Source organism: Nonomuraea sp. NPDC003804, from assembly GCF_040610675.1.
Classification (GTDB): Bacteria; Actinomycetota; Actinomycetes; order Streptosporangiales; family Streptosporangiaceae; genus Nonomuraea.
In genome coordinates, this window is record NZ_JBEXMT010000014.1 from 183,224 (window position 1) to 195,757 (window position 12,534).

8 protein-coding genes and 1 tRNA gene are annotated in these 12,534 nt (G+C 65.3%); 4 read left to right on the forward strand and 5 right to left on the reverse strand.

The features are described from left to right. The first annotated feature begins 13 nt into the window (after positions 1–13). Positions 14–2,749, forward strand: a complete 2,736-nt coding sequence (locus ABZX22_RS20865; protein WP_354911386.1) for an AAA family ATPase — start codon at positions 14–16, stop codon at positions 2,747–2,749. Between the two features lie 522 nt (positions 2,750–3,271). Here ABZX22_RS20865 and ABZX22_RS20870 read toward each other — a convergent pair. Beyond that, entirely contained in the window at positions 3,272–3,637 is a 366-nt protein-coding gene (locus ABZX22_RS20870) for a response regulator (RefSeq protein WP_354911476.1), read from the reverse strand. A gap of 138 nt (positions 3,638–3,775) precedes the next feature. Here ABZX22_RS20870 and ABZX22_RS20875 point away from each other — a divergent pair. Then, positions 3,776–3,847: transfer RNA gene (locus ABZX22_RS20875), tRNA-Arg, on the forward strand. A 106-nt stretch (positions 3,848–3,953) separates the two neighbouring features. On the opposite strand, the gene ABZX22_RS20880 is transcribed toward ABZX22_RS20875, so the two are convergent. The 3 genes from ABZX22_RS20880 to ABZX22_RS20890 form a co-directional block, all read right to left on the reverse strand. After that, the gene (locus tag ABZX22_RS20880) at positions 3,954–4,166 is read right to left on the reverse strand and encodes a leucine zipper domain-containing protein (protein ID WP_354911388.1); all 213 of its coding nucleotides are present in this window, start codon (positions 4,164–4,166) and stop codon (positions 3,954–3,956) included. Positions 4,167–4,564: 398 nt separating this feature from the next. Next, positions 4,565–5,413 (reverse strand): ImmA/IrrE family metallo-endopeptidase, encoded by an 849-nt coding sequence (locus ABZX22_RS20885; protein ID WP_354911479.1) that lies wholly within the window; start codon positions 5,411–5,413, stop codon positions 4,565–4,567. 239 nt (positions 5,414–5,652) lie between these two features. Further along, positions 5,653–6,270, reverse strand: coding sequence for a hypothetical protein (locus ABZX22_RS20890; RefSeq protein ID WP_354911391.1), 618 nt, complete (start codon positions 6,268–6,270; stop codon positions 5,653–5,655). Positions 6,271–7,182: 912 nt separating this feature from the next. Here ABZX22_RS20890 and ABZX22_RS20895 point away from each other — a divergent pair. Continuing rightward, complete coding sequence (locus ABZX22_RS20895; protein ID WP_354911393.1) at positions 7,183–9,210, forward strand: AAA family ATPase; 2,028 nt, start codon at positions 7,183–7,185, stop codon at positions 9,208–9,210. Continuing rightward, positions 9,183–10,811, forward strand: a complete 1,629-nt coding sequence (locus ABZX22_RS20900; RefSeq protein WP_354911396.1) for a UvrD-helicase domain-containing protein — start codon at positions 9,183–9,185, stop codon at positions 10,809–10,811. The genes ABZX22_RS20895 and ABZX22_RS20900 overlap by 28 nt, the downstream gene beginning before the upstream one ends. Before the next feature lie 344 nt (positions 10,812–11,155). On the opposite strand, the gene ABZX22_RS20905 is transcribed toward ABZX22_RS20900, so the two are convergent. Continuing rightward, positions 11,156–12,532: a site-specific integrase gene (locus tag ABZX22_RS20905; RefSeq protein ID WP_354911399.1), complete on the reverse strand. Its 1,377-nt coding sequence runs from the start codon at positions 12,530–12,532 to the stop codon at positions 11,156–11,158. Positions 12,533–12,534: the final 2 nt, after the last annotated feature.

The window sequence follows — 12,534 nt, forward strand, 5'->3', positions numbered from 1 at the left end:
GCATAGTGGCCGGATGAACGGGCTGATGGTCGGGCGCTCCGCCGAGCTGGGCGGGCTCGTTCGCGTGCTCGACAACGCCGTGACGGGCCGGGCGGGCGTGGCCCTGGTCGGCGGCGACGCGGGCATCGGCAAGAGCCGCCTGGCCACCGAGCTGGTCGGCGAGGCGCGCCGTCGGGGCGTCCAGGTCATGGTCGGCCAGTGCGCCGAGCTCGGCGACGCCCTGCCGTACCTGCCGCTGGCCGACGCGCTGCGCGAGCCCGCGCTCGCCGCCGCCGTCGCCGCCCGGCCCATCCTCGGCCAACTGCTCGACGACCGCGGCGCCGCCGCGTCCTCCTCGGGGCTGACCCAGCAGCGGCTGTTCGGCTCGCTGCTCGGCACGCTGTCCGACATCCAGCCCGTCCTCTTCGTGATCGAGGACCTTCACTGGGCCGACCGCTCCACCCGCGACCTGCTGGTCTTCCTCAGCCGCATGCTGCAGTCGGAGCGCGTCTGCGTCGTCGGCACCTACCGCACCGACGACCTGCACCGCCGCCACCCGCTGCGCCCCGTGCTCGCCGAGCTCAAGCGCCTGCCCTCGGTGACCGCCATCGAGCTGGGTCCGCTCGGCGCCGGCGAGATGTCCGACTACGTGACCACCCTGGGCGAGGTGGGCGCCCGCGGCCTCGGCGAGATCGTCGCCCGCGCCGACGGCAACCCCTTCTACGCCGAGGAGCTGTTCGCCGCCATGGCCGAGGGCGAGGCGCTGCCCGACAGCCTCGCCAGCCTCCTGCTGACCCGCGTCGAGGTGCTGTCCGAGCCCGGCCAGCGGGTCCTGCGCGCCGCCGCCGTCGCCGGCCGCCGCGTCGAGGACACGCTGCTGCGCGAGATCTCCGGCCTGCCGGTCGGCGAGTTCGAGGAGGCCGTGCGCGAGATCGTCTCCCGTGGTCTGCTCCGCGTCGACGGCTACGGCTACGCCTTCCGCCACGCGCTCCTGCAGGAGGCCGTCTACACCGACCTGCTGCCGGGCGAGCGCACCCGCCTCCACACCGCCTTCGCCGCGCGGCTCACCTCGCCCGCCGAACTCGCCCACCACCACCTCGCCGGCCACGACCTGGTCGGCGCCCTGACCGCCTCCGCCGAGGCAGGCCGCATCGCCGAGCGCCTCGGCGCCCCCGCCGAGGCCCACCGCCACTACGACCAGGTCCTCGAACTGTGGGACCGCGTCCCCGACGCCGAACGGCGCGCGGGCGAGCCCCGGCGTGCCCTGGCCATGCGCAGCGCCATCACCGCCGCCGACAGCGGCGACAACCACGGCGCCATCGCCCGCCTGCGCGCCGTCCCGACCGGCCCCGACGTCCAGGAACGCCTGGCCACCTACCTGTGGGAGATGGACCAGAGCGAGGAGGCCGTCGCCGTCGCCGAGTCCGCCGTCGCCACCGCCACCGAGCCCGCAGTCCTGGCCCGTGCCCTGGCCACCCTCGCCCGCTGCCTGTCCTGGACCGACCGACACGGCGAGGTCGAGGAGCTGGCCGAGCGTGCCCTGGCCACCGCCCGCTCGGCCGGCGCCACCGACGCGGAGGCCAGCGCCCTGGTCACCCTCGCCGCTGCCGCCGCGCTGCGCGGCGACTGGGCCCACGCCGAGCGCCTCTTCGGTACGGCTGCCGCCCGCACCTCCGGCAACCTCGCCATCGACCTGCGCGCCCTGTTCAACCTCGCACGCCTCCACTACGACCTCGGGCGTCTCGACGAGGCCGCCGAAGTCGCCGAGCGCGGCATCGCCGTGGCCAGCGAGACCGGGCTGTCCTGGAGCACCTACGGCACCGACCTGCGCTTCCTCCGCTTCCTCATCCACTACGTCGCGGGCGAATGGGACGCCGCCGAGGCCGTCGCCGCCCGCTTCCCCACCCGGGCCGGCACCGTCCCCGAGTCCACCCTGTCGTCGTTCGCGCTGTTCATCGAGGTCGCCCGCGGGCTGCCGAACGTCGCCGAGCGCCTCACCTGGCTGCAGCCGTTCTGGAGCGACGACCTCGTCGCCTACATGTCCCGCGGCCTGGCCGCCGAGCACGCCCTGTGGAACGGCGACCCGGCCGCCGCCCTCGACCACGTCGAGGCGGTCCTCGACATCCTCAGCCCGAGCGACCCCGGCACCCTCCGCATCGTGAGCACCGGCCTGGCGGCGCTGAGCGAGCTCGGCCGTACCGACGGCGCGGACGAGCTGATCGCCCGCGCCCGCCACGCCGCCTCCAACGGGCCCGACGGCGAGCGCGGCGAGATGGGCCTCGAAGGCCGAGCCTGGCGGCTGCGCGCCGAGGCCGAATGGGCGCGCGTCCACGGCCGCTCCGACCCCGGCCAGTGGCGCGAAGTCGTCGAGGCGTTCTCCTACGGCTTCGCCTACGAGGTGGCCCGCTCCCGCCGGAGGCTCGCCGAGGCGCTCCTGGCCACCGGCGACCGTACCGCCGCGCAGGAAGAGTGGACCCTCGCCCGGGAGACGGCCGCGAAGCTCGGGGCGGCGCCGCTCGCCGCCGCGCTCGACGAGTTCGGCCGCCGGGCCAGGTTCACCGGCTCCGGGCCCTCAGGAACGCTCACAGCGCGCGAGGCGGAGGTGCTGTCGCTGGTCGCCGAAGGGCTGGGCAACAGGGAGATCGGCGAGCGGCTGTTCATCGCGCAGAAGACGGTGAGCGTCCACGTCTCCAACATCCTGGGCAAACTCGACGCCTCCACCCGCACCGAGGCGGCGGCCATCGCCCGCAAACACGGCCTGCTGTCGTAGGCGGCGCGCCTTCACGTGGCGCGTGTTCCAGGCCCGCTGCCAGCGCGCTTTCGCCTGGCGTATGTTCCAGGCCTGCAGCCGCAGGCGCCGACCAATCCGGGCACCGAAGCGCCCGTAGGAGAGCCGACCGCATCAGGCGGCCCGGCAGGCCTCCACCGGGCCCCCATCCAGGCCCCATGGCGACTGAAGCGGGCCCGCCATGGCCCACCCAGCCCGGATCCGCCGCCGTAGGCCGCTCCACGAGCCCCTGAACGGCCGCAGACCGGCCTGCCGGTGCAGGGGAGAGCCCGCCCTGGCGGTCCGGCGGTGGCCGCCATCGCTCGCAGGCGTTATCGCCTACCGCGGGAGGGTTCTGCCGCGGGAGGGGTCGTCGCCTCCCGAGGATGGCTCTACCGCAGGAGGGCTGTCGCCTGCCGAGGAAGGTCGGAGAGCCTCCGCTCGGCACCGGAGCGCCTCCGGCCGAGTCTGCCGGTGCACCTCCACCCGACACCTGGACGGCCACCGCCCACGGCGAGATCCGCCCTAAGCCTTGGCCCTGTCCGCCAGCTCCCTGACCACCTGGATCAGCTCGGCCGGATCGAACGGCTTGGTGAGGTAGGCGTCGACCCCGATCCCCAGCCCGCGCCGCCGGTCCGACTCCTGGGCTCTTGCGGTGATGAGCACCACCTTGATGTGGGCGGTGCCCTCGTCGGTGCGCAACCGCGACGCCGTCTCCCAGCCGTCCAGCCGGGGCATCATCACGTCGAGCGTGATGACATCGGGCATCACGTCCAAGACTTGATCGAGGCAGTCCTGGCCGTCCGTCGCGGTCACCACCTCGAAACCCTCCAAGGTGAGATTGACCGCGATGAGCTGCCTGATGACCTCGTCATCATCAACTACAAGCACCCTGCCCAGATCATCGCCCACGGCCGCCAAGGTAACCCGTCGCGAGGCCCGCCCGTGCGGTTTTCGTTGGATGTGTGCTCGGAGCTTCATCGTGGTGCAGAGTGGTGGGTGAATGCTGGTAACGTTGTCAGTCGTCGAGCCCCCTTAGCTCAGGGGATAGAGCACCGGCCTCCGGAGCCGGGTGCGCAGGTTCGAATCCTGCAGGGGGCACACTCGATCTAGCTAGTGATACATGCACTGACCTGCAGAGATGCAGGTCTTTTGCGTTTCTGGGGTGTGCCATCGGATGCGGCCGACGGCAAGCGAATGCCCATGATCACGTACCAGCCACGTACCGATCTTGGTCGCGATCTGATGGCCGTGGAGCAGCACGCCACCTCAGCGCGCCGTACCGACGCAACTCACACACCAACGTCTCCACCTCCGCGCTCATCTGCGACGGGGACGACAAAGGGCGCCGCGAGCGATCCATCAACCCGGCCAGCCCGGCGACCCGATAACGAGACAATGTCTGTCGGGCCCCCGACATCGCCGGCGACCTGAGTCACCGACCCACCGGCCAGCACGGCCAGAACCGCCCGATACCGCTGCTCGACACCGGACATATCCATCAGGGCCAATCCCGGCCTCCTGACGCGCGACGCCCGCAAACGACGCATGAAAGATCGGCCGACAACGGCACCCGTCAAACATGTCCTGGGACTGATGTGTCAAGCATGTCCCGGGGACAGGACAGGCAGGACACCCACCATGGATGAGAACTTTCTCCACGGCTTCAAGGCCGCCCGCCTGCGGCGGTCGGAGCGCGTCGGTCGGTAGCTGGCCGCGCTGCGGCTCTTCGGCCGGTCGCGGCCAGCACCGCCCACGCGCTGAAGCGTTCCGACGCAACCTAGGCGTTAGGCCAGATCGGCTTCACGCGACGCTTGCTTAGAAACGCCTAGCTCGCAGGCTATTGATGCTAACTACGTTCGTGACGCGTCGGCTCGGCAGCTCAGAGCCTGTTGCGTGTCTACTGAGGACGTCTTCAGCAAATGCTGGAGTCCAGTTAGTCATGGCTGCCAAACCTGAGGAGGGGTTAGGGCCAAAAAGTGTCTCTGCCATCGAACGAAATCCCCGAGGTTTTGTGGGCTTGATCGAGATGCGTTCTCGTAGCCGCTCCCCACGTGCGCTCATCTGGCGGAACAAGCTCGTGTAGCGATCTTCGTCTATACGCTCCATGCGCTTGGCAGCTCGGATTAGCGCTGCAATTGAGACACCCCATCGGCGTTTCAGCATTGCAAAGTGTTGCATTGTTGGGTAAGTAGGCATTTCCCTATTCAGTGCCGCTTCGGGTATAAGGAAATGCCTAGCAAACGCATCTGCCTCGGACTCCAACTCCCGACTTGCCCCTACTCCTCGGTGAAGCAAGAGATGTCCAAGTTCGTGAGCAGTGGACCAAAGTTGACGATCACCCGCATCGGTTTCGAGCAGAGCCAAGACTGGGCGATGAGTCTCTTCGAGCCATACAGAGAAGGCGTCGCGACGTATGTTTGGTAGTGGCAGAGCCACTACCAATAGGCCAGCATGTTCCAATAGTACCGGTAGGCCGGTTGCCGGCTCATGCGGGGACAGTCCCAATTCATGCCGAGCGTATTCCGCAGCCTCGGCCGGTGATGTGCCTAGTGGAAGAGGGTGGAAAGTCAGCTCTGGGCCTTCCAGCTTATCTAGCATTATGAGGGCAGCCTCTACGACGATCTCGCCGGCGCGCTGAGCTTGATTGGACTCCTTGGCGCTCATCCCTGCTCGGGCCCGGAAGTGCGTGGGCGTAGTGCCGAAAATGACCCTGGGGGGTTGAGTGAAGAACTCGACCGGGAAACCGGTTTCGTTGGCGAACTCGGCCAAGGCGTCGGTCGGGAGCTCAACTTGATCGTTCTGCGCCTTCGACAAGGCGCTTTGGCTGACCCCGATGTGGTCAGCCAGCGCCCTCTGGGTGAGTGCGGAGAACTCGCGCGCCTGAGCTAGCCGAGTTCCATAGATCACTGGACTTCTTCCTCCCCCGTACCTTCCTCGCCGTCGCGGCGACGATAGCGAACGTCCTGCACAGGCGCATAGTGATCAAGGAGAGGGAGGCGCCAGTCGATGACAACACACCCTCCCTGGACGTCGACGGGACGCACCAGATCGAACCGGGTGATCGTCAGCCCGTCCGCCGTCCACTGGATGATCATGTTGTTGCGATGGGGGCGGGGCGACGTCTCGAACAGCCCGAGAGCCTCATCGTCGAAAAGGGACACCTTCATGACCGATTCCTGCTGGATGAAGCGCCGCTTCTTCTCTGTGCGGGGCGCGGGGATCTTGGCATCGATGGTGTGCCACACCCGTACGGTGTCCACGGGGAGGTTGAAGAGGAGACCGCTCATGGGGAGGCCGAGGTCGTCGTCATCCTCCAACTCGGGGTTGAGCTGCTTGAGGTCCTCCATCGCCTCGCGACGCGTGAGATGACGGTGGAGGTGAGTGTCGGCGGCCGGGTTCCATCCAGCCACGGAGTGAATGTAGTCCGCGACCTGCAGGCCCCTGCTGAGCGCGTGAAACACTTCGCCGCAGAGCGTGTCCATGCGCTCGAAGACGGGTTCCGGATCATTGTCCAGGGTCATGGAATGAATCATATTCCATAGAAGTTCACACCTGCGCCTGGTAGACGAGAAAAGTCGAAAACCTGTTCCCTGTCGTGCTGGGCGCCAGCCCGGAGGGCCACTACGTCGACGCCCGCGCAGTTGCCGTCGTCCATGCCTATCGCGCCAGGTTGGACGCGTGTCTCTGGTATCGACTGCAGAGTCAGTGATGACACTGCGTAGATCGGCGCTGCACATGCGTGTCCATGGATGTGCTGCCGCACCGCTTCCGGTGCTCGGGCCTGGCGGTCCTGCGCTCCGGGTCGGCTTGCCACCGAGCATGAAGGCTGAGGTTTGGCTCTTGCTAACGGAAGCGCTAACAAGAGACCTGCATGATCTTGGACACTGCTTCGACCCTGAAGTGGCCTTGAGCAGGCATCGCCGCCTCGCTTGGACGGGCCTGGACGATCGTGTTCTCACTCGCAATGAAGGGGTCTGGGATTCGATTCCCCAAGGCAGTTCCAGATCAGAGGATCTCCCGGTCAGTCCGGGAGGGTCACTGTGTATCCGTACTGATCAAGAGATGTGGGCTTGTCCTGAGGGCAGGTACCTGATAGTGACCGTTTGTCCAGGTGACAGCTTCGAAGGGTGAGGTACCCCGCTTCTATCGGGGTACCTCACCCCTGTCGCCAGGGTGAACAGTGCCAGGAAAGGCATCGCGTTACGCCACGCCTGCATTTCTTGATCAGTACGTGCGCTGCGGACGGGACGTGCCCCTGTCCGAGAACAGCCCAGCAGTACGTGGACATCCAAGTGGACATCCTCGCCGAATCGCCAGCCCCGGAGGTCACTTCCGAGATTCTTACCCCTCGTGTCCCTACTTCACCGCATACTTCTCTTGGGTATGACCGCACACGGACAGTGACGGCTGGGCAGGAAACTCACAGGACACGCATGCGACTCAACTTTGCGGAAGTCACGAACTTCCGTGCGCTCCAAAGCGTGAAGGTGCATATCGACGACCAGACCACGCTGATCGTCGGAAGGAACAACAGTGGAAAGACCTCGTTCGTCGACCTCTTCGCGAGGTTCTTCGGTAATGACCGTCCGCGCTTCACGCTGGACGATCTGCCAGCCTCCTGCGTCAGGAAAATCGACCAGGCGGTGCGTAACTACCGTCAAGCCGAGCGTCTAAGGGAATCCAACCCCGAGCAGGCCTTCACACTGACCGACCGGGCGATTGAGCTGCTTCCAGAGATTCGGCTCCGGCTCACCATCGCCTACCAGGAGGACGAGGATCTCTCTGCGATCAGTGCGATCATCATCGATCTTTCCGAGGACTGCCACGAGGCCGTGATCGAGGCACGATTCGAGGTGCGGAGCGCTCTGGATTTTCTCAGAAGCGCTACCAAGGAAAGGGCCACCGACAAGCAGATCGCGAAGCTCTTCCAACGGCATTTCCACGCGACGTTCCATGCGATCGGCACCAGCGCGGCATCAGAGGTGAGCGTCGGCATTGAACGCTCGGTGGCGAGGCAGATCGTCTCGACCATGTTCGTCTTCGCCCAGGCGAAGTTTGACGATGTCTCTGCCGACCGGACCAGGAACCTGTCACAGACTTTCGAGAAGTTCATCAAGACCTATCACGAGGACGAGCACACGAACGTCGCCAAGTTCGAAGGCCTTCTCGTAGGGATGGCACGAAGACTCGATAGCAGCTACGACGATATCTTCGCCCCAGTCCTCACCTGGATGAACGCCTTCGGCAACGAAGTCTTCGGCCCAGGCCAGAAGCCTCGCATCGTCTCAGAACTCGACCCGGTGTCCATCGTCAAGAACACCACGCGCATCACCTATGCCAGCGGCGACGGCGGTCGGCAACTGCCCGAGGGACACAACGGTCTCGGGTACAGCAAGCTGGCCTTCACTGTCCTACAGGTCATCAGTTTTCTGGAGGCTCACAGGCGTGCGTCACCCAAACCGGCCGTGAGCCTCTTGTTCATCGAGGAACCGGAAGCCCATCTCCATCCCCAGATGCAGGAGGCTTTCGTTAGAGGGATCCGGGATCTGCTGGAAGGCCAGGATGCGGAGGGCGTCCAGGTCATCATGACCACACACTCATCGCACATCGTTGCCAGCGGCCACTTCGAGGCGGTCCGCTACTTCGACTGCACTGGCCAACAGCTCAAAGTGAAAGATCTGGCGGAGTTCCGCCATAAGACGGAACCGGTACCGGCTGAGGAGACGCTCCGCTTTCTCGCCAAGTACATGGTGCTGCACCGGTGCGACATGTTCTTTGCCGACAGCGTCATCCTCATCGAAGGCACTACGGAGCGCCTGCTGATGCCAGCCATGATCCGGAACTGTGCCCCGCAACTCCGACGCGAGTACGTCTCCGTAGTCGAGGTCGGTGACGCCTACGCCCATCGTTTCCGCGAGCTTCTCATCTTCCTCGGTGTGCGCACACTGGTCATCACGGATGTTGACTCCGTCGCACTGGTCGTCAAGGAAGACACGAACGGGAAGCCACGCAATACCTATCCCGCCTGCCCGACGGAAACCAAGGGCGCCAAGACGTCGAACGCCACCCTCAAGCTGTGGCTGCCCGGACTGGAGCAGGTAGACGCGCTGCTCGCCGCTACTGACGAGCAGCGGACCTTCGATCGTGTGCGGTTGGCTCACCAGGTAGCCGAGGCACCTGGAAGGCGCTGCGGGAGGAGCTTCGAAGAAGCCTTCATCCTCGCCAACGCCGACATCCTCGCCAAGGAGCTCGACCATCTGACGGTCAAACACTCCTTCATACAGCACCTGCAGGTCCCGATCACTCCCGAGGAGATCACCAAGAACGCCTACGCGATCGCTGGTTCCCTCGACGGGAAGAAGACCGACTTCGCGTTCGACATCCTCATGCTCGACGGTTGGTCCACTCCCCGATACATCGCTGAAGGGCTGCAGTGGCTGATCACGTCACCGAACGAGTGATCCTCGCGCTGGACGAGCGGCGCAGCTTCCTGGTCGATGCGGGCGCGGGCGCGGGAAAGACATACACGCTTGTCCAGGCGCTGCGTCATCTACTCACCGCCCGCCGCACGGACCTGGAACGGACCGGCGGCAAGATCGCGTGCATCACCTACACGAACGTGGCGAAGGATGAGATTCGCGAGCGTGTGGGCGCCGACCCGCTCGTCATCGTCGCAACGATCCACGAGTTTCTCTGGGCCGAGATCGAACGATTCCAAAGTCAGTTGCGTACCACCATCATCACGAGGAACGACGAGTCCACCGACCCCCATGACCTGGAGACGCTCACATCCGATGTTGCGATCAGCTATGTCCAACTTGGACGCAACCTCGCGAAGGGCCGCATCTCGCATGACGACGTTCTGGCCCTATCTCACCGGCTCGTGTCCGGCTCGCCGAAACTGGCACGGATCATCGCAGACCGATTTCCCTACATCCTCGTGGACGAGTACCAAGACACCTCGCCCCTGACCGTAGAAGTCCTGCTCGACCACCTAGCGGGTGCTGGCCGCCGCAGATGCGCCGTCGGCCTGTTCGGCGACTCGATGCAGCAGATCTACCGCACAGGTGCCGGCGAGGTCACGGGATATCCGGACGTCGAACGGATCACCAAGGACGAGAACCGTCGGTCTGCCCAGGCGATTATCGACGTCCTCAACGCGATGCGTCCCGAACTCGTGCAGAAACCGGTCGGCCTACCTGTCCCCGGGGAGGTCCACCTGTTCCTGCAGCAGGCCGTCCCGAAAGACGAGCGCCTGAGCTCGGCGCTTGGCCAACTCGACCGGCTGGGCTGGTCACGCGAGACCGCCAAGCGGCTTTTCCTTACCCACCGGGCGATCGCTCGCGACATGGACTACGCCGATCTTCACGAGGCCTACCGAAAGGCCAAGCGGGTGGAGAGCCTGCATGATGGCACCGATCCCTTCGCAAGCCACATTCTCGACATTGAGGCTCTTTGTGAAGCCTTCGAGTCCGAGGATCACGCGCTGCTGGTCGGGCTACTCGCCGCCAAGAAGATGAAGATCACCAAACATGAGGACAAGGGCAGGATCTCGCAGGCGCTGCGGAGCATGGTGGCCTCACGCGCGACCATGGCAATCGGCGCGGTCTTCGACCGTGCTCAGGAGTCAGGTTTGCTGATCAAGTCCGTGGAGATCAACGCACGGGAGCGCAGCACGACAGAGAAGGACCTCGACGATCGCGCTCAGCGCAAGGCGGAGCACGTCCGCGCTGTGCTCGCTCTCCCCTACTCCCAGGCCATCGCCTACGGCCTCTACATGAACGGGCAGACGCCGCTCGCCACGCAGCATGGAGTTAAGGGCGCGGAGTTCGGCGACGTTGTGGTCGTGATCGACGACAAGGCTTGGACGATGTACAGCATGGATGAGATGCTGGCCGACCCCTCAGGAACGAAGGACAGGATTACCCGTACGAAGAACCTCTTCTATGTCTCCTGCTCCCGTGCTAAGAACCGGCTCGCTGTCGTCTTCCTGAATAACCTGTCCCCAGCAGCGGAGCACACGGCCCGTACTTGGTTCGTTGGAGGGACCGTCCATCCATGACAATCAGGCCGGACATGGTGGGTTGCGTCCACTGAGGTGGTGTACGGCAGCCGCGTACAGACACCGCCATCCGTGATCAAACTCCATCGGCCGGCATCTACCGCCAGAGCAGGAGAGAACATCGTCGACGAGGGCCTGCCCTTGTCTACGGATAAGAAGGTGCAGGTGACGCTCATCTCGAAGCCGGACGCAGGTTCGAACCCTGTACGGGGCACCATCGTCATGCATGCGGCCCCATGATCGCATTCGTAATCATGGGGCCGCCCTCTGTGATCAATTTCGCCAATACGGTCCTGATCGGAGGGGAACGACTGGTCGATCGTTCGTCGTACTTCTCGGCGCGGCTACGGCGAAGCGTTGTCCTCAAGTGCGGCGTCGAGCATCGTGTGCCAGACCTGGTCCTGTCCGTCGATGCACTTGGCGTAGATCTTCAGCAGGACTTCGACACTGTGGCCTGCCCACTGGGCAACCTGGCTCGCGGGGACTCCGGCGTTGAGGCGTAGGGAGACGCCTGCGTGGCGGAGGTCGTAGGGGCGCTTGGCGAGCTGGGTAGCGGACTGTGCGGGTGTGAGCGCCAAGGCGCGAGCGGTCTTCCAGGTGCGGATGTAGCCGGACTTGTGGAGCACGCCGCCGCGCTCCGTACGGAAAAGCCGACCGTCAGGGGCTACGCCGTACCGCTGGATATGGTTGCGCAGAATGGCCACGAGCTGCGGCGGGATGGGGACTGAGCGCTTGGCCTTGCGGGGCCGGCCTTTGAGCCCTCGGTGTTCGTGGACCTGGCCGCTATCCGTCCACTGAGTGCCGACCGCTGGTGCGGAGCCGCTGAGCATGAGCCGTCCCCAACCCTTCTCGGGCAGCGTGCAGTCGTGCTGACGCAAGGCTGCGACCTCGCTGGGGCGCATCATGGCGTAGTACATGCAGGCGAAGAACGCCACGAGCCGGTCTCCTCGCCGCCATCCGGCATAGCTGACAGCGGTGAGTAGCTCGCGCACCTGTTCTGGTGATGCCACCGCGGCAGGGTCGATCTCTTCGCAGACCTCGGCCTCGGGCGCCTTCCAGTCGAGGTCCTCGCTGAGTGGGTTCTTGGCGAGACGCTTTTTGGAGACGGCGTAGCGAAGCACGTTGAACAGCACGCGTCGACGGCGGCTGTAGTACCCAGGTGCCGCGGCGGTGCCGTCGCGCTTGCTTGCACATGCTTCGAGGGCGGCGGTGATTCGGTCGTACTCCGCGAGGTCGCTGACAGGGATCGATGCCTTGGAGATCCAGTCGAGGGCCTGGGCGATCTCGTCGGACTTGTCGGCGGCGCGCTGCTGCTTGTTGAACGCCCACTTGTACAAGGCGGCCCGCAACACGTCGGCGTCTGGCGCGCCCCGCTGATCGCGTACCAAGACAGGGGTGACGGCCACCAGGGTTTCAGCGATGGAGATGCGCTGTCTCCCCGAGACCTTGGCCCAGCGAGCGTCGACATAGTCGACGGCATGGGCGTACCAGCTAGTCGTGTTCTGAGCGCGGAGCATGGAGTCAGGGAGGCCGGTCTCAGTGTCGAAGGCCTCGCCGTTCTGGGCCGCCTTCTTCACCTTCGCGCGGAAGCTGTCGGCGAGTTCCCACGTGGCGAAGTGTTCAGTGAACACCTTCTCTTCCACGACCCATCGGGCCATGTGGGGGCGGTTGCCAGCCTTCTTGGTGGAGACCTTCCAAATGCGGATGCGGTAGCTCTTCATGG